Raw genomic sequence first — 21,673 nt, 5'->3', positions numbered from 1 at the left:
ATGGTTCAGGATTTTCCGGTCGAGGTCGGACTCGTCCACGAGGGGGAGCGGATCCGCAAAGAGGAGATGCAGGTGGAGTTCGGCGGGCCCCGCGTGGCGGAGAAGTTCGAGCTGGTGCGGGTCCGCCCGCGGGAGGCGATCACGCCCGGGGAGATCCGGATCCTGGGCCCGGATCTGGCCGAGCTTCCGCAGGGTTCGAGCCATCCCCTCGGCATCCTGGTCGAGATCGCGGGCTCCCAGCTGGAAGAGAACCTGGAAGGGGTGATCGAGCGGCGCATTCACGAGTACAGCAACTACATCCAGGGTCTGATGCACCTCAACCAGCGCTACGACATCTGGATCCGCCTCTCGAAGAAGTCCTTCGCCAGGGGGCTGAACTCGCTGCGATTCATCGGCCAGGTGATGCAGGAGCTCTTCAAAAACGAGCTGCCCATCATCGAAGGGCTCCAGATCACCTTCATCACCGATCCCGAAAAGGTGCACGAGCAGTACGGTGAGGCGCTCGCCGTCTACGAGGCGCGGGACGCCCGGGCCCGGGGGCTGACCGACGAGGACGTCGACGTCTTCTACGGGTGCGCCCTCTGCCAGTCGTTCGCCCCGACGCACGTCTGCGTCGTCACACCGGAGCGCTACGCCAACTGCGGCGCGATCAGCTGGTTCGACGGGCGGGCGGCGTCCCGCATCGATCCCAAGGGCCCCATCTTCCCCATCGAGAAGGGGGAGTGCCTCGATCCGCTGCTGGGAGAGTATCAGGGGGTCAACGAGAGCGCCAGGCAGCGGTCGATGGGGGAGGTGTCCCGCATCTACCTCTACTCCGGGTTCGGGTATCCGCACACCTCCTGCGGCTGCTTCGAGGGGATCGCCTTCTACATCCCGGAGGTGGAGGGCTACGGGATCGTGCACCGGGGGTTCGGGGGGGCGACGGTGAACGGGCTCCCCTTCTCGGCGATGGCGGACTCCGCCGCCGGCGGGCGGCAGGTGGACGGGTTCCACGGGATCTCCATCGAGTACCTGCGGTCCCGCAAGTTTCTCCAGGCGGACGGGGGGTGGGAGCGGATCGCCTGGATGCCGAAGGAGATCAAGGATCGGGTGCGGGAGTACATCCCGGAGGGGGTCGCTGCCGCGATCGCGACCGAGGAGGACGCGAAGACCCTGGACGAACTCCAGGCGTTCCTGAAGGGGCACGACCACCCGCTCATCCGCCGTATGGCCCTGACAGCGGAAGCCGCACCTTCTCCTCCGGTCCTCACTGCCGGGGAGATCCCGATCGTCTCCGGGGGAGTGCGCATCCTGTTGAAAAATGCCCGCATCTACGCGGAAAAGGTGATCATCCAGCCGGTGGAGGCGCAGCCGTCCGGGCGGAGGGATGGGCGTGGGTGAGAAGCGCGATGCAGAGCAGAGCCGCACTCTCCAGTCCTGGCTCCGCTCCCTCCTCGGCGGCGTGGAGAGGATCGAACTCGAGAGGGTGGAGCTGGAGATCGGGGACATGGAGATCTTCATCCCGACGGGCGGAGACGGGGGCCCGGAGGTGCGGCTGCCGGCACCACCCGTGCTGACCCGCCCGACCGCCCTGATACCGGAGGCGTTCAGCCCGCACCAGGAGGTCTACCCCGGGCGGATCCGCGAGGTGACCCTGGGCGCGACGCGGAAGGACGGGGGAAGCCGGGGCAGCACCGTCGTGATCGGGGGCGCTGCCGCCCCGGCCTTCTCCTCGCCGCAGGCCCTGCCGCCGCACCCCCCGGCCATCGCCATGGACGTCTTCGACATGAAGATCCCCCTCCCGAAGGCCCTCAAGGCCCCCGTCCTGGACGTGCTCGAGGATCCCGCGGCGTGGGCGCGGATGAACGTGGACAGGTTCGGGGCGGAAGCCGTGACCGTTCACCTGATGAGCACCGATCCCCTGATTGCCGACCGCTCCCCCCGCGAGGCGGCGCGCACGGTCGAAGAGGTGCTCCAGGCGGTCAAGGTTCCGCTGATCGTAGGCGGATGCGGGGATCCCCGCAAGGACGCCGCGGTCTTCACCGAGGTCGCCGAGATGGCAAGCGGAGAACGCCTGCTGCTGAACTCGGTCACCCTGGAGATGGCGGATCACCAGCTCCTGGAAGGGGTGGCGCGGGCCGCCCGCGAGAACGGGCACGTCCTGCTCGCGTTCACGGGGCTCGAGCTGAACAGCGCGAAGGAGCTCAACCGCCGCCTCTACCCCTACCTGGACCCCGAGAACATCGTCATGGACCTCACCACGGTGGCGCTCGGATACGGGCTGGAGTACTCCTTCACGATCCACGAACGGGCGCGGATCGCGGCGCTGATGGGGGATGCCGAACTCCAGCACCCCACCATCTCCGCCTCCACGAACGCCTGGGCGGCCCGCGAGGCCTGGATGGAGATCGACGGACGCTACGGCTCCCGCGACGTGCGGGGGCCGCTCTGGGAGACGCTGAACGCCCTCATCCTGCTGCTGGCCGGTGTCGATCTGTTCCTGATGATGCACCCGTCGGCAGTGCAGACGCTGCGGACCGTCTCCTCGCGCCTGATGCATCCCGGGGAGGGCGAACCGCCCCGGGACTGGGTGACGGTGCAGATCTGACCGGAGGAACCATGACAACGGGAAAACGCAGACGGAGCATCAAGGAGATCAGCCCGATCGATGTCTACAATCTCCTCCCGAGAACCAACTGCCGGGAGTGCGGGGAGGCGAACTGCATGGCGTTTGCCACGCGGCTCGTCAACGGCGAGTACGTCCTCGAGGACTGCACCCCGCTCCTCCGCCCGGAGTACGCGCACCTCCACGCCGACCTCTCGGACCTCCTGGCCCCGCCGGTAAAGGCGGTCACCTTCGGGACGGGCGACCGCGCCGTCACCGTGGGCGGGAAGCACGTCCTCCACCGCCACGACTTCACCTACCACAACCCGACCGCCATCGCGCTCGACGTCGCCGACAGTATGCCGGAGGAGGAGCTCGAGCGGCGGGTGAACGAGATCTGCGGGTTCTCCTACACCTACATCGGGCGGACGCTCCAGCTCGACGCGATCGCGATCCGCTCGACCACGGGGGACCCCGACGCCTTCGCCCGCACCGTGGAGCGGGTCGCGGCGACAGGCTATCCCCTCATCCTCTGCACGCTCGATCCCGGGGTGATGCAGGGCGGGCTCTCCCGCGTCCCGGAGGGTCGTCCGCTCCTGTATGCGGCGACCGCCGCGAACTGGGAGGCGATGGCGGACCTCGCGCTGCAGTACGGGTGCCCCCTCGTCGTCTCGGCTCCCGGCGACATCCCGCTGCTCCGCTCCCTCGTGCACACGCTCCTGGACTGCGGCGTCGCGGATCTGGTGCTGGATCCCGGAACCTCCGTCGACGCGGGTCTTGCCAGCACCATCATGACCTCCTCCGCCATCCGCCGGGCGGCGTGCCTCGCCCACGACGACTACCTGGGGTTCCCCCTGCTCGGGACCCCCATCGCCGCCTGGGCCGGAGACGAGCTCTCGCCCGACGCGATCCGCTGGAAAGAGGCCTGCACTGCCGAGATGCTGATCACCCGCTATGCCGACCTGCTGATCCTGCACAGCCTGGAGGGCTGGGTGCTGCTGCCCCAGCTCCTCTGGCGGTTCAACCTCTACACCGATCCCCGCAAACCGGTCTCGGTGGAGCCCGGGGTGCGGACCTTCGGCAATCCGGACAGAAATTCCCCCCTGCTCATCACCACCAACTACGCCCTCACTTTCTTCACCGTGGAGTCCGACATCAAGGCAGCGCACCTGGACTGCCACCTCATCGTGGCGGACACGGGCGGCATCAGCGTGGAGAGCGCCGTCGCCGGGCGCTACCTGACCGCCGAGAAGGTGGCCGAGACGCTCCGGGAGTACCGCGCCGAGGACCTGGTCGGGCACCGCTGGCTGATCCTCCCCGGGCTCGCCGCGCGGCTGAGCGGGGAGACGGAAGAGGCGAGCGGATGGCGGGTCCTCGTCGGCCCGAAGGACTCCTCGGGTCTCGCCGCGTTCCTCCGCGAACACTGGCCCCCGCGGGGCGATTAGGGGTGCGATCTCTGCGGAGGCGGACCCGATGAGCGGACTCGTCCCCCGATCCCGCGATGCGGTCAGGCGGAAGGCGAGGGTCTACGTCCACCCGCTCAACCGCACCGCGGAGGTCCCGCCCGGAACCAGCCTGCTCGAGGCGATCCGCAGGGCGGGCGTCCAGATCGAGAGCATCTGCGGGGGGAAAGGAGAATGCGGGAAGTGCCGCGTCATCCTGGAGGGGGGCGGCTGGACGGAGCGGGGCGGAGCGCGGCGGAAACACCTCTCCCCCCGCGAAGTGGAGGCGGGATACCGCCTGGCGTGCGAGGTGATGGTCGGCGGGGATATGGAGGTTACCGTGCCGATCGAGAGCCGGATCGAGGCTCCGCAGATCCTGATTCCGGAGGGGATCGAGACCGATCACCTCGACCCTCCCGTCGAGCGGCACCCGCTGCAGGTGAGAGACGGGGACCCCTTCGCCCCCGGGGGACGCTCCATCCGCCTCGTCGGCTACACGGGTGCGCGCCCCCGCGCGCCGGAGGAGGTGCTGGCGCGGATCCCGGCGCCGCCGGCCCTGGCGATCCTGACGCGTACGCCCGGGTACCCCGAGATCCTGGATATCGTCCCCGAAGACGGATCCGATCCCCCCTGCGGCATCGCCCTCGATCTCGGCACCACGACCGTCGTCGGAACCCTCGTCGATCTCGCGACGGGGGTCCTGCTGGCACGGCAGGCGACGCTGAACCGCCAGATCACCTACGGGGAGGAGGTGATCACCCGCATCGGGTTCTCGGGGCGGGCGGACGGGGTGCGGCTGCTGCAGCAGGCGGCCCGGGAGAGCATCAACCAGGTGATCCGCGATGCTGCGGCGGCAGCGGGAATCGCCCCCGCGGAGATCCTGGAGGTGACGGTCGGCGGCAACACGGTGATGAACCACCTGCTGGTCGGGCGGGATCCCCGCTACCTGGAGATGGTCGACGCGGACGTGCCGCGCCACCCGTTCGTCTTCAGGACGGCATCCCTGGGCATCGAGGCGCACCCCCGCGCCTACTGCTACTGCCTCCCGAACGTGAGCCGGTTCGTCGGCGGCGATGCCGTCGGGGACGTGCTGGCCTCCGGGATGCACGGGCGCCCGGAGGTCTCCCTCCTTATCGACCTGGGGACGAACGGCGAGATCGTGGTCGGCAACCGGGAGTGGCTCGCCGCCGTCTCCTGCGCCTCCGGCCCGGCCTTCGAGGGCGCGGGGATCGGCGCCGGTATGCGGGCGATGCGGGGGGCGATCGAGCACGTGGCGATCGATCCCGTCAGCGGCGAAGCGACGGTGGAGACGGTCGGGTCGGCACCCCCGCGGGGGATCTGCGGCTCGGGGCTGATCGATGCCGCGGCCGGCATGTTCCAGGCCGGCATCCTGGACTTCAAGGGAAAGTTCGTGGGATCGCACCCCCGCGTCCGCAGGGGGCACGAGGGTGCCGAATACTGCCTGGTCCCGGCGGAGGAGACCGCCACGGGCCAGGATATCGCGATCACCCAGCAGGACATGGACTACTTCATGGACTCGAAGGCGGCGCTCTGCGGAGCCGTCGCCGTCCTGCTCAAGAGGTACCGCCTGACGCCCGAGGATATCCGCCACGTATACCTCGCCGGCGCCTTCGGGGCGTTCGCCGACATGCGGAGCCTCACCGCCTTCGGGATCCTCCCGCCGTTCCCGAACGCGACGGTGCAGGGGATCGGGAACGGCTCCCTCTCGGGGGCCTACCTCGCCCTGCTCTCCCTGCGGAAGCGCCGGGAGGCGCAGGCGATCGCGGATGCGATGGTCTATATCGATCTCCTGGTCGATCCCGACTTCGTCGAAGAGTACACCGCCGCGCTCTCCATCCCCGGCAGGAGCGAACTCTTTCCCGCGGGGCGGGATCGGGGAGGGCATGCATAGGAGGAGAGCCGTGAGTGCGGGAAGGAGGGGGACTCCATGAAGATAGCCGTATCCGGCAAGGGGGGCGTGGGAAAGACGTTCGTTGCCGGCACGGCGGCCTGGCTGTTCGCCCGGCAGGGGCAGCGCGTCCTCGCAATCGACGCGGACAGTTCGCCGAACCTGGGGATCTTCCTGGGGCTGTCCCCCGAGGAGGCGGGATCCATTCTGCCCCTATCGGAGAACCAGGAGCTGATCGCCCTGAAGACGGGGACGGGTTACCCCGGGGTGTACAGCCTCACGTTCAGCGTCGAGGACATCGTCGAGCGCTACGCGGTGCGCACACCCTCGGGCGTGGACCTGCTCGTCATGGGCACGGTCGCCTCCATGGGATCGGGCTGCACGTGTGCGGCGAACGCCGTGCTGCGTGCCCTTCTCCGCCACGTTGCCGTCCAGCGGGACGAGGCAGTGATCCTGGACATGGAGGGCGGTGTGGAGCATCTTGGCAGGGGGACGGCGGACCGCGTGGACGTGATGCTCGTGGTCACGGACGCGAACGTGCGATCGCTGCATGCAGCCCGGAAGATCGCCCGGCTCTCCGCCGGGGCCGGGATCCGCAGGACCGCGATCCTCGCGAACATGATCGAGGACGCGGACCAGGCCCGCGCCGTGCGGGAGTACGCGAGCGTCAACGGGCTGGAGTGCATCGGGCAGGTGCCCTTCGACCGCACGGTGCGGGAGGCCGGCATCCGGGGAACGACCATCTTCCCGGATGCGGACAGCCCGGCGATCCGGGCGCTGGAGCGTATCCTTGACCGCCTGAAGGGCATGCCGGAGGCGTGATCCATGCAGATGGTGGTGACGATGGGGCGGGGGGGGACGGGGAAGACCTCCTTTGTCGCCCTCATGGCCAAACACTTCATCGCGACGGGGGAGACGCCCCTCCTCCTCATCGATGCCGATCCGGACCAGAATCTCGGCGAGATGGTGGGGATCGATCTCGAGGCCGGGGGAGTGCGGACGATTGCGGACCTGACAACGGAGACGTTCCTGGAACGGGGCGGGACCACGGCCGGCCGCGCCCCGACGGAGCGGATCGAGACGCGGATCTGGGAGGAGGGGCTGTACGAAGGGGAGTTCTGCGATTTGATGGCGGTCGGGACCCGGTGGGTCGAGGGGTGCTACTGTCTGCCGGACGCCGCCCTGAAGGGCGCGCTCTCCACGATCGCGAAGAACTACCGCTACGTGCTCATCGACTCGCCGGCCGGCCTCGAGCACCTGAACCGCAAGATCTCGACGGTCGTGGACGTCATCTTCGACCTCGTGAGCCCCTCCAGCCGCTCCTTCGGGCACGTGCGGCGGGCGCAGCGGATCGTGCGGGAGGTGGGGATCGAGGCGCGCCGCTTCTACCTGGTGGGGGCATTCCTCTTTCCGGAGTCCGAAGAGGATCGCCTGCGCCGGGAATTCCCGCATGCCTATCTCGGAAAGATCCCCTACGACCCGCTGCTCTCGGAGTACGTGCTCTCGGGGCGATCGCTCCTCGAGGTTCCGGACGAGTCGCCGGCATACCGCGCCGTGGCGGAGATTCTCGCAAAGGCCGGCTATTGAAGGCTCATCCGCACCGCGGACGGCATTTCGCTTCCTTCCCTCAGGCCAGGATCGGCGTCCCGCAGCACGAAACGGAACCTGTAGTGCCGTGCACGATCCAGAGAGCGGCTGCAACCCCTGGTGCGGGAGACTCTCTGCATACCTGAACGCTCGAGGTAGGGGCAACGGGGAATGGTCGTACCATAGAGCCGGGCTGCGCCCATCGGATTTAAATGCAGCGTCCACTCCCGGATTTCCCATGTCCAGGCCTATCGCACCGGCGGGGGAGGGGGTGCGCCCCCCTCTCCCCCGTCCTCCTCCCGCTGCTGCGATAGCCTCGAAGGGAGGCTCACAGGAGGGATCCGCGCGGTCTGTTCCCTGCCCCGCCTCGCCATTGCGATGCCCTCCAGGGGAGGTGTATCCGTTCGAATATTATACCGTGCCCCCGCCCCCTCGATGCCCCCCGGAGGCTGACCGGTATGGATTCCCGATACCCTTCCGCAGTACTCGAGCCCGGACCTTGCATGCGCCTGTGGCGGCAACCTCGATGAGTTGCACCTGTTCCATGCCCGATCGCTCTGGAACCTCCAGGCCCGCTCAACCCGGAGGGGATCGGGGTGTCCACGGCCCCGTACCCCGCCATGTGCGTAGGCCTTCGCTCCCGGATTCGCGAGGGGGATTCGATTTTTTTCGATAATGTGCATCCTCCCTGCGAAAGGCTAATTACTCTCCTCCCCACCTTTTGAACCATGCCGTGGCGGGAGCACGTCGGGATGATCGCCAACGATATCGGCAGCATCTTCGAGCTCGTCGGGCTGGCCGCGTTCGCGCCCTTCGCCGTGCTCACGATCTACCAGGAGTGGGAGATGATTCTCCCCATGGCGTCGGCGCCGTTTTCCTTCGTGCTCCTCGGCTATCTCCTGCGGCGCATACCCCGGGGGAATCACGCGCCCCACCTCTCCATCGCCCTGGCGACCGCGGCGCTCGCCTGGTTCGCCATTGCCCTCGTCGGGTCCCTGCCGTTCATCCTGGGGCTCCAGATGACCTTCACCGACAGCGTCTTCGAGGCGATGTCCGGCTGGACCACCACCGGTTTCACCATGATGACCTCCCTCGACACCGCCCCCCGCACGCTGATCTTCTGGCGCTCCTTCATGCAGTGGATGGGAGGCATCGGCGTGATCGCGTTCACCGTCACGATGCAGACCGCCTCCGGGCTCGCCAGGTCCCGGCTCTTCCGCTCGGAGGGGCGGCCCGAGGCGTTCATGCCGAGCGCCGTCTCCACGGGGAGGCGGCTCTGGGGCATCTACGCGGTGCTCACCCTCCTCTTCATCGGGCTCGTCATGCTGGCGGGATTGCCCCTCTGGGATGCCACGAACCTGGTCATGAGCACCCTCTCGACCGGCGGGTTCACCGTCCACGACGCGGGGATCCGGTTCTATGACAACGCAGCCCTGGAAGGCGTGCTCGTGCTGGTGATGATCGCCGGGGCGCTCCCCTTCAAGATCTACTACCTCTTCTCCGTCAAGAGGCAGTTCGGGATCTTCCGGGATGCCGTGGTGCTGCTCTTCCTCTCCCTGGCGCTCACCGCCTCGGCCATCGTATCCCTCGATCTCTACCTGACGGACGGATACACGCTTTTCCGTGCGGTGCGGGAAGGGATCTTCATCGCCGTCTCCGGCATCACCTGCACAGGCCTCCAGAACTCCGATCTCAACCTCTGGGCGGCAGCCCCCCTCATCCTGGTCATCATGCTGATGTTCATCGGCGGTGCGGCTGGCAGCACGGCCGGCGGGATCAAGGTGAATCGGCTGGTCCTCGCCTACGAAGCCCTCGTCTGGTGGTTCAAGCGGTTCTTCGTGGGAAGAAGGGTGATCGTCCCCTTCCGGTACGAAGGGCGGATCCTCCCAAAAGATGTATCGGAACTCGAGATCTCGAAGAATATGCTGATCGTGGTGCTCTGGGCTCTGACGCTCGTCCTCTCCCTCATGCTCGTGCTCCACCTCTACGCGACGCCGTACACGCCCTACGAGGTGCTCTTCGAGCACGCCTCCGCGATGAGCAACGTGGGCCTCTCCGTCGGGTTCATGACGCCGGCCAGCCCCGCGGCGAACAAGTGGATCTTCATCCTGCTGATGTGGATCGGGAGGCTCGAGATCCTGCCGGTCATCGTGCTGATCGTGGGCCTGCTCCGGGGTTTCGAGACGACCGTGGCGCGGTAACCGGGGGATGCCGCGCGCCCCCTGGCGCCCGCTGCGGGGATCGGCGGCGGTATCGTCATTACCGGGCAGGATGCTTCAGCTGGCGGCCGAGCAGGCTCAGCGTCTCCTTCTCCGCCTCCTTCTTGGTGAAGACCGTGAGGGTATCCCCGGCGCGGATGCGGGTGTCCCCGGTGGGGATGATCAGCCCGTTCCCCGCGCGGTTGATGGCGATGACGACGAAGTTCTTCGCCTTCAGCTCCCGCAGCTCGCGGTCGATGAACGGGGCGCCCTGTTCGGCGACGAACTCGAAGATCCGTCCGCCGGGCAGGGCAGCGAGCTGCTGCATGCCGGGGCTCTCCACCCAGTAGTAGAGGCGCATCGCGACCAGTTCGTCGGGATTCTCGCTGATCCGCACTCCGACCTCCTTGAAGAAGTCGGAGTGCTCGATCTGGTTCACGATGGAGATCACGTTCGGCACCTTGTAGCGCCGCGCCAGCAGACAGGTCATGAGGTTGACCGAGTCGTCGCTCGTCGTGGCGACAAGCGCGTCAGCCCGCTCGATTCCGGCCTCCTCCAGGATCTCCGTGTCCGTGGCGTCGCCGACGACGGCCAGCACGTCGTAGTGCTCCAGGATCTCGGCGGCGCGCTCCTCGTTCTTGTCGATGACAACCACGTCGTTCCGGTTGTCGGCGGCGATCCCGACGAGCGTCCTCCCGATTCCCCCCAGCCCCACGATGATGATGTACACGGCTACGCGGTACCACGCTCCCCTAGAAATACCTTATGCAGCCGGGCGCCGTTCCTTCCCCCTGCCGGCCTCGCAGGAGAGCAGGCGGCATGCCTGTCAGCCCCGTTTGCACCTCTTTCATCCCCCATCAGGAACTCTTATGGCAATTCAGGCACCATGATTACGAGACGAAAACGCTGTCCGGGACCGATTCATCACGTCGAGATGCCATATGAACGACCAGCCCCGCTCCCCGCATGCCCGCATGTCGCCGGTGATGGAGCAGTACAGCCGGATCAAGGCGAAGCACCCGGATGCCATCCTCCTCTTCCATATCGGAGACTTTTACGAGACGTTCGGTGCCGACGCGGAGCTTGTATCGCGGGAGCTGGACATCGTCCTCACCTCCCGCCACCGGGGGCGGGACGGGGAGCGGATCCCCCTCGCCGGGGTGCCCTACCACGCCGCGGAGGGCTACATCGCGCGGCTGCTCGAGAAGGGGCACCGCGTGGCGATCTGCGACCAGCTCGAGGATCCCAGGACTGCGCGGGGGCTGGTGAAGCGGGACGTCGTGCGGGTGATCACGCCGGGGACGGTGATCGATGCCGGGCTCCTGGGCGTCTCTCCGGCGGCCCGCTACCTGATGTCCCTCCTGCCCGACGAACGGAGCCGTCAGATCGGCATGGCGTTCCTGGACATATCCACCGGCGAGTTCTTCGCCACCGTCTGCCCCCTCTCGGACGGGCTGACCGAATGCCTGTCCGAGATCGCCAAGTACCGCCCCACGGAGTGCATCCTCCCGGAAGGGGGCGGGAACCTGCTGGTGAAGCCCCTGGAAGAGCGGAAAATCCCGGTCACTCCCTATCGGGATGCCGAGTTCTCGCTCGAGAAGGCGACGGAGACCCTGCTCTCGCAGTTCCAGGTCTCCACCCTGGACGGCTACGGCTGCCGCCCGTTCCCATCCGCCGTCCGGGCTGCGGGCGCCTGCGTGCAGTTTGCACGGGAGACGCAGCGCTGCTCCCTGCAGCACATCAGCGGGATGTCGATCCGAATCCCGGGGCAGTGTCTGGGGCTGGACGCGATCACGCTCCGCAACCTGGAGATCCTGGAGAGCATCCGGGGCGGCGACGCCGGCGCCACGCTCCTGTCCCTGCTGGACTGCACCGAGACGCCCATGGGCAGCCGGCTGCTCCGCACCTGCCTGACGGCTCCGCTGATCTCGGTCGACGCCATCAACGCCCGGCTGGACGCGGTGGAGTGCCTGGCGAACGCCCCTCTGGTGCAGGCGGAGCTGCGCACGCTCCTCCACCGCTGCGCGGACATCGAGCGGATCGCCGGGCGGATCGCCTACGGCAACGCCGGTCCCCGCGACCTGATCCGCCTGCGGGACACCCTGCGGGTCCTGCCGGACCTCCAGGCGCTCGGATCCCGGATCGTGCAGGGCGGGGGGTCGGCCCGCCTCCGCGACCTGGTGGAGGGGCTGAAGTGTCTTCCGGATACGGTCGGCCTGCTGTCCCGCTCGCTCCGGGACGATCCCCCCGCCGCGACCGCCGGCGGCGGGATGATCCGGGAGGGCTACGATCCCCGGCTCGACGAGCTCCGGGCGATGGCGGTCTCGGGGAAGGACTGGATCCTGGACCTCCAGCAGCGGGAGCGGCAGGAGACCGGGATCCGCTCTCTCAAGATCGGCTATAACAGCGTATTCGGCTACTACATCGAGGTCACCCGCCCCAACCTCCACCTGGTGCCCCCGCACTACGAACGGAAGCAGACGACCGCCGGCGGAGAACGGTTCACCACCCCGGAGCTCAAGGAGAAGGAGGCGATGATCGCCACGGCGGAGGAGCGTCTCCTCTCCCGGGAACTCGAACTCTACGCCTCCCTGCTCGAGTCCCTCCGGCAGACCATCCCGGATCTGCGGGGGGACGCCCGCATCCTGGCGGAGCTGGACGTCTACGCCGCGCTCGCCGAGGTCGCCCGCCGGAACGGCTATGTCCGCCCCATCCTGGACGAGAGCACCCGGATCGAGATCCGGGACGGGCGGCACCCGGTGGTGGACGCCCGCATGGGGGGAGGCTACGTGCCCAACGACACGCACCTCGACGGGGACGGCGACCAGATCCTGATCATCACCGGCGCGAACATGGCGGGGAAGTCCACCTACATGCGGGGTGTGGCGCAGATCGTGATCCTGGCGCAGATGGGCAGCTTCGTTCCGGCGGAGTACGCCCGCATCGGGCTCGTGGACCGCATATTCACCCGGGTGGGGGCGTTCGACGATCTGGCGAGCGGACAGTCGACGTTCATGGTGGAGATGCTGGAGCTCGCCAATATCCTCAACAATCTCACGCCGCGGAGTCTGGTGATCCTGGACGAGATCGGGCGGGGCACGAGCACCCTCGACGGCTGCTCCATCGCACGGGCGGTGCTCGAGTTCCTCCACGGCCGGGCGTCCGGCCCGAGGACGCTCTTCGCCACGCACTTCCACGAGCTGGTGGGCATCGAGACGGAGTACCCCCGGGTGAAGAACTGCCACTTCGCGGTGAAGGACACGGGCGCAGAGGTGGTGTTCCTGCGCAAACTCATCCCCGGCGCCACGGACAAGAGCTACGGCATCCACGTGGCCCAGCTCGCCGGCATTCCGCGGAAGGTGATCGATCGCGCCCGCGCCATCCTGAAGGAGTCCATGGAACGGGAGACGGGCCCGAAGGTGCGGCGCTACACCCAGATGCTCCTCATCGATCCGCCGGCAGGGGGAGTACGGGAGAGCGCCCTTGTCAGGGCCCTGCAGGAGCTGGACCCGGACTCGATGACGCCGCGGGAGGCGCTCCTCGCGCTGTATGACCTGAAGGAGAAGGCCGGGGGGCGGGAGCGATGAACACCCGCCCCTCCCCGCCGACCATCCGCGTCCTGGACGAGAGCACGGTGAACCAGATCGCCGCCGGCGAGGTGGTGGAGCGGCCGGCCTCGGTCGTGAAGGAGCTGATCGAGAACGCCATCGACGCGGATGCACGCCGCATCCGCGTCGAGATAACCTCGGCCCGCGGCGCCATCACCCGCATCCAGGTGACGGACGACGGAATCGGGATGTCGGCGGCGGATGCGGCGCTGGCGTTCACGCCGCATGCCACCAGCAAGATCCGGAGCATCGCCGACCTGGAGCGGTGCCGCACCCTGGGGTTCCGCGGGGAGGCCCTGGCGAGCATTGCGGCCGTCGCCGAGGTGACGCTGGTGACGAAACCGCGGGGCTCTGCCGCGGCGGGCGGCACCCGGGTGACGGTGCGCGGAGGGAGCCTCGAGGGGATCGGCGAGACGGGTGCGCCCGAGGGGACGGCGGTGGCCGTGAGCGATCTCTTCTTCAACACCCCGGCGCGGAGGAAGTTCTTAAAAAGCCTCGCCGTCGAGCTGGCGCATATCGTCAGCGTCGTGGAAGGAGAGGCGCTCGCCCACCGCGGGATCGGGTTTCGCCTGCTGCACAACGGGAAGGAGCGCCTCTCCACGCAGGGGACAGGGGACCTGGCGGATGCAGTGCTGGACCTCTTCGGCGTCGAGGCGGCCCGGGCGCTGATCCCCATCCGCGAGGAGACCGCGCACTTCCGCCTGGAGGGTTCGATTACCCAGGCGGCGATCTCCTGGAAGACCCGGGACCGGATGTTCGTCAGCATCAACCGCCGGTCCGTCCATCACCCGTCCCTGCTCCGGGCGATCCGGGAGGGATATGGAGGACTGCTGCCCGGGGACCGCTATCCCCTGGTCTTCCTGGACCTCTCGATGCCGCCGCACCTCGTGGACGTGAACATCCACCCCACGAAGCGGGAGGTGCGGGTGAGTGGGGAGCAGGAGATCCTTCCCGAGATCGCGCGGATCGTCGGCGGGGCGCTGCGGGACCGCACCCGCATACCGGAGCAGGAGGAGCGCGCCCTCCTGCCGGCAGCGGAGTCCCCCTACCCGCACCGCCCGGACCCGCCCGGCGGGGTCCGCGAGCCCACCCACGCCGGGCTCCTCGCGGCGGAGCGGCAGCTCCGCCGTACCGAACCGCCGCACGCCCCGCGGGAGGAGGTAAACCGCCTGCCGGACCTGGAGGTGATCGGGCAGCTCGGGGCGACGTACATCGTCGCGCGGACGCCGGACGACGACCTGATCCTGGTCGACCAGCACGCCGCCCACGAGCGGATCCTCTACGACCAGCTCATGGAAGCCCGGGAGGAGGGGGCGCGGTCGCAGGAGCTGCTGGTTCCCGCCGTCCTGCACCTCTCCCCCCGCGAGACGGCGATCCTCGAGGAGGTCCTCCCGGCGCTGGAGGGGGAGGGGTTCCGGATCGAGCCCTTCGGGAGGGGGGCCTACGCGGTGCGGGCGGTCCCGGTCGTCCTGGGGCGGCGGGAGGACCCGTCGGCCGTTCATGCCGTCGTCACCGATCTTCTCTCGGAGGGGGTGCGCCGCGGCCCGGACAGCCGCGAGGCGATCGGGCGGGTGATCGCCTGCCGGGGGGCCCTGAAGGGCGGAACGGTCTGCACTCCCGCTCAGTGCGAGCGGCTGTTGCGGCAGCTCCGGTATACCCGGAACCCTTACACCTGCCCCCACGGGCGGCCGACGATCGTCTCCATCCCGCGGGCCCGGCTGGACGCGATGTTCAGGCGCACCTGATCGCCACCTCCCGCCGCGGCAGGGGCGACGTTTCCCCTTTCCGAATGCTTGCCGCTCCGGGATCGTGAACGCTCTCCCCGACGACCCGCGGGAGGGCGAATGCGTTCTCACCGCCAGCGGGGACGCTCGGGTGCGGGAGAAGCCGGACAGCCCGGTCCGAGCTCGCCGGGGTTCGGGGGATTCGGGATCGAGGGCAGCACCAATCGCCTCCGTAGCCACCGTTCTCGGCGGGGAACCCGTTCGCCTCAAACTGGGCAAACGGGTTCGGCACAGGAGGGCGGGGGAACTCTTCTGCAGAAGGGCTCGCCAGCGTGTGAAGGTCCACCCGGTCAAAAATCCCGGTCATTCGTCGCGACGTGGTCGGCATGGTGCTTGCGTGCCGACGCAGCAGGAAGTGCATCGGAGAACAACAATCCCTGCTGCTGCGAGATCTGGAGGGGTTCATCCAGGACATCCGAGGTATCCAGCATCCGAAGGTTGTGCTGCTCCCGTACTTCCCGGGTCACGGTATAGGGGATGCTCAACGTGTTCGAGATCCCCGGGCGCTCCTTGACATATGCAATCGCTTCCCGTGGTGAAAGGGACTTGGCGGTGCAGATCCGGGTGGAAAGGCTTTGTGAAAGAACTCGTCGATGACCGTGGAATCGAGCAGCCCGTACCATCTCCGCCCTGCACCTTTCCGGGAAGGATTTCGCACGACAGAGAGAACTGCGTGGTATGGACGTAGAGGAGGATATCGGTATCAGGGAATGCCGACCCGTCCTCCCTATCGGGGATCTCCATCAGGACGACTCTTCCCGATCCCTTTCTGCCAGATTTTGAACCTACTCTTCCGGGGCGTGGAGTTTTGTCTTTTTTTTGGTTTCTCTCTTCACCCGGACTATCACTCTCTCTTCCTCCTGCCCGCAGGGGCTGATCGAGCTGGATCGCCGCATCGCCGATCAATCTTCGACCTCCACGGCACCGGACCGCCCCATGGAGCACTGATGCCATTCGTGGGATAGTTGGTTCTTCGCTCCCGTGCGCGGGTATCCACGATCTCTCTGGCCCATGCACGGGTTCCTCATCAGGATCGCCCCCCCGGCTTCGGCGATGCACGGGAACGATGCGCCAGATGACCCGTATCCGCATGCAGTGCCGGATCCCCCGGGAATCCCTGGCCGCATCCGCGGAAACGCCCGAGGGTTTCCCGTTGGTTCGAGCTCAAACTCCGCAACCGTTGTCAGAGACGAAGAATGGTCGGGCGACAGTGCCGGCGACGGAACGGACCCGCTGGTCGGCCAGGGCACTGAGTTTGGTGCCTTTTGCCTTCTTATGGACATCAAAATCCGATATTTCCCCTTTTCCTCGGGAATCGCCCTGGTATCGGCGATGCAGGGGGAATTCGGGCTGCCGGAGCGTGCAGCCGGAATGGAGAAGGTCACGATCGCCGGATACGTTCCCTTCTCACAGATTTTCAGGTGTGGATCACGGATTCCGCACCGTACAACCGAGTACATGGCTCCGTACGCACCCGGTGGCTGGCAGGGAGAAGGTGTTGCTGGGGGGAATGGGATCGGCCCGGGAGCGTCGGATGTGCAGAGAAGAAGGTGATAGCGGATCGCTCAAAGATGCTTCCGGACGGCGGAATGGTGAATTCGGATACGATGATCCGTATCCGGGATCTCCGGAGCACAGTTCCAGTACCCGTGAACACCCGATACTGCGAAGAGGCACGGGATGGACTCTCCCGTGCCGTGAGGGGGCATCTCGATGTGCGGATCCCCGTCCCTCGCCGGCTGCATCGTCTTCGCTGCCTCTGCCGGATACCCCGATGTCCCGATAACGCAGTCCCGCGCGACCCCGATCGTCATCCCAATCGTCGACGCGATTCTGATCGCCGCCACCCGTTCCTGGCGGGGATTTATGGGGCAGCCTCTTCCATCCGTCCGGGCATCCGACCCCATCCTGCGGATGATCAGCGCGGCACAAGACCTAAATAACTGCAATGAGTATTGCGGGAACAGAGGGTACGATGGCGCAGTCATGGGAGGAGGCAAAGGAGATCGCGGAGAAGGAAGGGCTGGAGCTCGTCTACCGCGACTACGACACGGGCGAGTACGGGGCTGCAAAGAAGAACGATCTGCCCGGCCACTTCAAGGTCGGGGCATGGATCCCGCACCGCGTGTTCAGCATGCCGACATCGGCAGGCATCGACGAGATCCGGAAGAAGGAGGCGGAGTTCCTGCAGGAGCATCCGGACTGGGTGCAGAAGAGGTAGCGCCCCGGGAGAGCGGGAATGCCGATCGGGAGGGGGATGCGGCCCCTGCCGCACGCTGCCCGTCTGTCTTCGCACCGCTCAGGCATCGTGCGCCCCGGCGGGATCCGGGTGGTAAGAACTCCGCGCTCCGTTCAGTGCGCGGATCCCGTTTCCTGTCTTCTGCGCTCCCGGAACTCCTGGCGGAGGACCGCATTCGCCCGAGCCAGTTCGGCGGTGCACTCCTCCACGCGCCCCTTCAGCTCCTCCCGCGCCCGCTGGAGCGCCTCTTTGACCCCTTTGCGCTCGGTCACGTCCCGCCCGACAACGACCATGCTCTTCCGCCGTCCGTCCGGGTGGAAGACGGGCACCTTCACCACCTGGAACATCCGCACCGATCCGTCGGGCAGGGGGATCCTCTCGCTGGTGCGGAAGAGAGATCCCGCCTTCCAGGCGGCCTCGTCCGTCTGCGAGGAGACGGCGAACGTATCGCGGTGGAACGGGACGAGGTCCGCCAGCTCGCGATCGCTCCGCCCCCGGTAGTCTTTGCCTTCCAGCTGGAAGAGGCGCAGACAGGAGTCGTTGGCCTCCAGCCAGCGCCCCTCTCCGTCCTTGAAGACGATGAACTCTGCCATCGTATTGATCAGCGTGCGCAGCCGCTCTTCGATCTCCCGCACCTCGTCGCCGCTCGACGGCGGACGTGGCGGGGATTCGATCCCGGGCGGCTGCGACTCCGCCGCCGCAGGACCGTTCCGGTCCTCTTTCGGGCTGCCGTGCATCCATCTCGACTTCCTGTCTGTCGAATCCAGGCGGTGCCCCTGCGGAATGGACACCGGGAGACAGACCTCCGTAGCGTTGGAACCGGGCGGGGCAGCAGAATCTGCTGATCGTCCCGCGTACAGCGGCCGCTTCGCGCTCTCCCCTGCGCCACCCGATATCTCTGTAGATCGCGGTTCTATTGAGGGATAATAAAAATATGCAAGGCAACACTGCACACAAACGCCCGGTACCCCGTGCAGAAGGGGCTGTTGCCGCATCCCTTACCGCGGATAGGCCGCACGGTGCCTCCGGACGAATGCCTCCGCCTCTTCGTCCGCGATGGCAAACATCTGCTGTGTCTCAAACGCAATCACGTTGAGAACCGCGATTGTGCTGTCGATGCGGCGCTTGTGATCGCCGCGGACATGCCTGCGGACCTCCCGGAGGTTCTCCCGAGCCGCATCGACATTCACGAGGGTGTAGAGCGCGCACTCGCGGGTCCCGATCTCAACGCTCGAGCGGCGGGGCGCCTTCCCGTCTCTCTCAGCTGCCATGGGAGTATCCTCAGCGGGTCGGAATTTAACCGTACCGGAAGAGACCCCCCAGCCATCCCGCCCACGCCCGTCTAGGGCGCCGCATCCTTCCCGCCGGCATCGGGGAACCGAAGGTAGAACGTCGCCCCCTCCCCCTCGCGGGACTCCGCCCAGATCCGCCCGCCATGCCGATCCACGATCCGCTTCACGATGGCGAGCCCCACGCCGGACCCCTCGTACTCTCTCCTGCTGTGGAGCTGCTGGAAGACACCGAAGATCTTGTCGGCGTACACCATGTCGAATCCGATGCCGTTATCCCGCACGAAGTATACAGCACACCCGCTCTCATCGCGGAATGATCCCACCTCGATCCTCGCCGGCTGCCGACTCGCCGTGAACTTGAGCGCATTGGAGAGAAGGTTCTGGAAGACCTGGCGGATCATTGCCGGATCGGCGTACAGCGGCGGCAGTTCCCCGATCACGATCTCCACTTCGCGATCTTCCCGCTCCGCCCGGAGGTTGTCCAGCGCCTGGTCCACCACCTCGCGGAGCGGGAAGACCTGCCTCGTCAGCTCCTGCCGCCCCATGCGGGAGAGGTCGAGGAGGGCGTTGATCAGGAGGGCCATCTGCTCCACGTTCTCCCGCACCTTCCTCATGTACTCCCGCGTCCTCGCGGAGGGCAGGGACGGGTGCTCCTGGAGAAGGATGGAGGTGTAGCCGTCGATTGCGCGGAGAGGAGCCCGCAGGTCGTGGGACACCGAGTAGCTGAAGGACTCCAGATCCTGATTGGCTGCCGCGAGTTCCGCCGTGCGGGCAGCCACGCGCTGCTCCAGCTCCTCGTTCAACCGCCGTATCATGTCTTCCGCCCGCTTCGTATCGGTGATATCCTCGCATACGACGAGCACCAGATGGCTCCCGTTCGGCCCGCGCACAGCCCGCGCCGTCTCTTTTACCCACAGAACCGTCCCGTCCCTGCGCACTTTGCGGAACTCCCAGCTTGCCACCTGTCCGAAGTTCTCCAGGCGGGCAGCCAGCTGCCGCCGCACCGCCTCCCGGTCGTCCGGGTGGAAGACGTCCAGGACCGATCTCCCCTCCAGCTCTTCAACCGTGTACCCCAGTTGTTCGGCTCCAAAGCGGTTCACCGAGACCACGACACCCTCCGCATCCACGATGAAGTACATCGAGGGGTTGTCTTCGTAGAGAGCCCGGAAGCGCTCTTCACTCTGGCGGAGATCTCTCTCGGCCCGTTTTCGCTTGGTGATGTCACGGAGGGAGACCAGATCGGCGTGCCGGCCTCGGAACAGAATCCGCGTGCTGAGGCTCTCCACGCATTTCACCTGCCCGTCGAACGAATGGATATGGTACTCCGAGCGAATCCCGCCCTGACCCTCCTGGATGCGGGAGAGGTTCTGCATCGCCAGCTTCTGGCTCTCCGGATCGAGCACCTCGAAGATGGAATGCCCAACGGCCGCACCAGCGGAGTGGAGCCCGATCAGCCCGGCAGCCGCCCGGTTCGCAAAGAGCACTCTTCCGTCCCAGTCGAGAATCAGCGTGGCGTCGAGCACGCTGTCCCAGAGGCTGCGGAAGAGCTCCTCGCTCGCCCGCAGGTTCTCCTCGCTCTCCTGCAGCTGCCGGATCGTGCCCTTGAGGGTGCCGACCATGGCGTCGATGCTCCCCTCCAGCTCCTCGAACTCCTGTCCCCGGGTGGGATTGATGCGGTGGTCCAGATCTCCCCGGGCAATCAGGTTCACGTCCTGCACAATCTCCCCGATGGGGCGCGTCAGGCGGCGGGAGAGAGTATGGGCAAATACGCCCCCGATGAGCACGGCAACCAGCCCGACCAGGAGGTGGATCGCGATCAGGCGGTTCAGCCCCTGCCAGATCATCGCATCGTTGTAGGTGAGCTCCGCAACGATGCTCTTATCGGCCCCGTAGTCGGGATCCTTCATGTCCACGAGCAGCCATCGGGTGGTCGTTCCGGCATCCGGGTCGGTAAACGTGAGGTTTCTGCGCTCCTCCCAGAGGACGCGGTCGAGGATCTCCGACTCCTCACCCTCCGCCCAGTGGCTGGCATTGTAGACCTCCCGCTTCTGCTTCTGCCACAGGCAGACATCCTGGAGGTAGGAGTTGAAGGACCGCACTTCGTCGATGATATCCGAGTACCGGAGCTCCATGCGCTCCCCGCCGAACCGTTCCGAGGTCAGGCCCAGCTCTATGATATAGCGGTGGTCTGCCGTCGGCATGTAGGCATACTTGGTGAGGGTCCCATTGTACCACTCCATCACCACCCGGTCGGGATAGAACCCCGGCCTGTACCAGATACCCTTCAGGTATTCGTAGAAGTCGGGATAGATCACGGAGAAATCGAGCCCGAGGTCTTTCTGCTCGGTGGAATATACAATCACGCCGCTGGAGTTGATGAAGTAGATCTCCATCCCGCCAATCTTCTGCTTGAGGGCCTGAAGATCGACGCGGGACGGATCCCCTCCGGAGCGGTCGTACTCCTCCATGACGACAACAAACGCCTCCTCCATCTGATCGTTGTAGGCACTGTCGTAGATCTTGAGGGCGGTATCGATCTGCCGGAAAGACGTGTTGATATGCTTCTCTGTGATATTTTGAAGCCTTTCCGCATCCTCATGGTAATCCCTGGACATATTGATGTAATTGATGCAGATCCCGCCCGCAACTACGATGAGTATCACGGAAAAGAGTGCTATCATCAGATAGTAGGAGAACGGAGGGTTTCTAGGAAGCGCAGGCATCGTCTGCCCCGGAGCAGAGCCGGATCCGGGAGTGTCTCACCCTTCGGGGTGCCAACCCCTCCCATGCTCCACCACTTCCCACCGCATGCCGTCCCCTTCGCCGGTTCGGGAGGGTGAGACTTCCTTCGGGAAGCATTCTCGCACACTCGCAAGCCGGCCCCGCAACGGCCCTTCAAGAATCCGTCGTTGCAGAAGCATCGGGCCACAGGAGACCCAGAGTGATGGTATGTTCAGACAGGGTGAGACCCGGGGATACTATTTATTAATTTCGGGGTCCGAAGGCGCATCTGGTTGGACTTGAGCGCGG

At 66.6% G+C, this 21,673-nt stretch carries 15 protein-coding genes; 10 read left to right on the top strand and 5 right to left on the bottom strand.

Annotated elements, in window-relative coordinates:
• The 7 genes from cdhC to QMC96_07835 all read left to right on the top strand — a co-directional run bounded on the left by cdhC (window position 1) and on the right by QMC96_07835 (window position 9,723).
• The gene (gene cdhC / locus QMC96_07865) at window positions 1–1,380 is read left to right on the top strand and encodes a CO dehydrogenase/CO-methylating acetyl-CoA synthase complex subunit beta (GenBank protein ID MDI6876670.1); all 1,380 of its coding nucleotides are present in this window, start codon (window positions 1–3) and stop codon (window positions 1,378–1,380) included.
• Window positions 1,373–2,587 (top strand): CO dehydrogenase/acetyl-CoA synthase subunit delta, encoded by a 1,215-nt coding sequence (gene cdhD, locus QMC96_07860; protein ID MDI6876669.1) that lies wholly within the window; start codon window positions 1,373–1,375, stop codon window positions 2,585–2,587. Before cdhC ends, cdhD begins: the two co-directional genes overlap by 8 nt.
• 11 nt (window positions 2,588–2,598) lie before the next feature.
• Window positions 2,599–4,029 carry an acetyl-CoA decarbonylase/synthase complex subunit gamma gene (gene acsC / locus QMC96_07855; GenBank protein MDI6876668.1) on the top strand — a complete coding sequence of 477 codons (1,431 nt, stop codon included), beginning with the start codon at window positions 2,599–2,601 and terminating at the stop codon, window positions 4,027–4,029.
• A gap of 28 nt (window positions 4,030–4,057) precedes the next feature.
• On the top strand, window positions 4,058–5,938 hold the full coding sequence (locus QMC96_07850; GenBank protein MDI6876667.1) for an ASKHA domain-containing protein: 1,881 nt from the start codon (window positions 4,058–4,060) through the stop codon (window positions 5,936–5,938).
• A 36-nt stretch (window positions 5,939–5,974) separates the two neighbouring features.
• Window positions 5,975–6,757: a P-loop NTPase gene (locus QMC96_07845; protein MDI6876666.1), complete on the top strand. Its 783-nt coding sequence runs from the start codon at window positions 5,975–5,977 to the stop codon at window positions 6,755–6,757.
• Window positions 6,758–6,760: 3 nt separating this feature from the next.
• On the top strand, window positions 6,761–7,522 hold the full coding sequence (locus QMC96_07840) for an AAA family ATPase (protein ID MDI6876665.1): 762 nt from the start codon (window positions 6,761–6,763) through the stop codon (window positions 7,520–7,522).
• Window positions 7,523–8,250: 728 nt separating this feature from the next.
• Window positions 8,251–9,723: a TrkH family potassium uptake protein gene (locus tag QMC96_07835; GenBank protein ID MDI6876664.1), complete on the top strand. Its 1,473-nt coding sequence runs from the start codon at window positions 8,251–8,253 to the stop codon at window positions 9,721–9,723.
• A gap of 58 nt (window positions 9,724–9,781) precedes the next feature.
• Here QMC96_07835 and QMC96_07830 read toward each other — a convergent pair whose 3' ends face one another.
• Entirely contained in the window at window positions 9,782–10,450 is a 669-nt protein-coding gene (locus tag QMC96_07830; GenBank protein MDI6876663.1) for a TrkA family potassium uptake protein, read from the bottom strand.
• A gap of 211 nt (window positions 10,451–10,661) precedes the next feature.
• Between QMC96_07830 and mutS the strand changes: the two genes are divergently transcribed.
• Together mutS and mutL are read left to right on the top strand one after the other, a co-directional pair.
• Window positions 10,662–13,307, top strand: coding sequence for a DNA mismatch repair protein MutS (gene mutS, locus QMC96_07825; protein MDI6876662.1), 2,646 nt, complete (start codon window positions 10,662–10,664; stop codon window positions 13,305–13,307).
• Window positions 13,304–15,073 carry a DNA mismatch repair endonuclease MutL gene (gene mutL / locus QMC96_07820; protein MDI6876661.1) on the top strand — a complete coding sequence of 590 codons (1,770 nt, stop codon included), beginning with the start codon at window positions 13,304–13,306 and terminating at the stop codon, window positions 15,071–15,073. The genes mutS and mutL overlap by 4 nt, the downstream gene beginning before the upstream one ends.
• Before the next feature lie 329 nt (window positions 15,074–15,402).
• On the opposite strand, the gene QMC96_07815 is transcribed toward mutL, so the two are convergent.
• On the bottom strand, window positions 15,403–15,735 hold the full coding sequence (locus QMC96_07815; protein MDI6876660.1) for a PIN domain-containing protein: 333 nt from the start codon (window positions 15,733–15,735) through the stop codon (window positions 15,403–15,405).
• 1,352 nt (window positions 15,736–17,087) lie between these two features.
• On the opposite strand from QMC96_07815, the gene QMC96_07810 reads away from it, so the two are divergent.
• Window positions 17,088–17,333, top strand: coding sequence for a hypothetical protein (locus QMC96_07810; GenBank protein MDI6876659.1), 246 nt, complete (start codon window positions 17,088–17,090; stop codon window positions 17,331–17,333).
• A 131-nt stretch (window positions 17,334–17,464) separates the two neighbouring features.
• Here QMC96_07810 and QMC96_07805 read toward each other — a convergent pair whose 3' ends face one another.
• The 3 genes from QMC96_07805 to QMC96_07795 form a co-directional block, all read right to left on the bottom strand.
• On the bottom strand, window positions 17,465–18,142 hold the full coding sequence (locus QMC96_07805) for a PAS domain-containing protein (protein MDI6876658.1): 678 nt from the start codon (window positions 18,140–18,142) through the stop codon (window positions 17,465–17,467).
• A 207-nt stretch (window positions 18,143–18,349) separates the two neighbouring features.
• The gene (locus tag QMC96_07800; GenBank protein MDI6876657.1) at window positions 18,350–18,622 is read right to left on the bottom strand and encodes a hypothetical protein; all 273 of its coding nucleotides are present in this window, start codon (window positions 18,620–18,622) and stop codon (window positions 18,350–18,352) included.
• A gap of 71 nt (window positions 18,623–18,693) precedes the next feature.
• On the bottom strand, window positions 18,694–21,306 hold the full coding sequence (locus QMC96_07795) for a PAS domain S-box protein (GenBank protein ID MDI6876656.1): 2,613 nt from the start codon (window positions 21,304–21,306) through the stop codon (window positions 18,694–18,696).
• Window positions 21,307–21,673 lie beyond the last annotated feature (367 nt).

The sequence above is a fragment of the Methanomicrobiales archaeon genome, from assembly GCA_030019205.1.
In the GTDB taxonomy this organism is placed as follows: domain Archaea; phylum Halobacteriota; class Methanomicrobia; order Methanomicrobiales; family JACTUA01; genus JASEFH01.
Note: the sequence above shows the minus strand (reverse complement) of the source record. Positions and strands in the feature narration are given on the sequence as shown.

Coding starts and splice junctions, on each gene's coding strand:
- cdhC (MDI6876670.1), top strand. CDS start 1: ATGGTTCAGGATTTTCCGGTCGAGGTCGGACTCGTCCACGAGGGGGAG.
- acsC (MDI6876668.1), top strand. CDS start 2,599: ATGACAACGGGAAAACGCAGACGGAGCATCAAGGAGATCAGCCCGATC.
- QMC96_07850 (MDI6876667.1), top strand. CDS start 4,058: ATGAGCGGACTCGTCCCCCGATCCCGCGATGCGGTCAGGCGGAAGGCG.
- QMC96_07845 (MDI6876666.1), top strand. CDS start 5,975: ATGAAGATAGCCGTATCCGGCAAGGGGGGCGTGGGAAAGACGTTCGTT.
- QMC96_07840 (MDI6876665.1), top strand. CDS start 6,761: ATGCAGATGGTGGTGACGATGGGGCGGGGGGGGACGGGGAAGACCTCC.
- QMC96_07835 (MDI6876664.1), top strand. CDS start 8,251: ATGCCGTGGCGGGAGCACGTCGGGATGATCGCCAACGATATCGGCAGC.
- mutS (MDI6876662.1), top strand. CDS start 10,662: ATGAACGACCAGCCCCGCTCCCCGCATGCCCGCATGTCGCCGGTGATG.
- mutL (MDI6876661.1), top strand. CDS start 13,304: ATGAACACCCGCCCCTCCCCGCCGACCATCCGCGTCCTGGACGAGAGC.
- QMC96_07815 (MDI6876660.1), bottom strand. CDS start 15,735: ATGGTACGGGCTGCTCGATTCCACGGTCATCGACGAGTTCTTTCACAA.
- QMC96_07810 (MDI6876659.1), top strand. CDS start 17,088: ATGGCGCAGTCATGGGAGGAGGCAAAGGAGATCGCGGAGAAGGAAGGG.
- QMC96_07800 (MDI6876657.1), bottom strand. CDS start 18,622: ATGGCAGCTGAGAGAGACGGGAAGGCGCCCCGCCGCTCGAGCGTTGAG.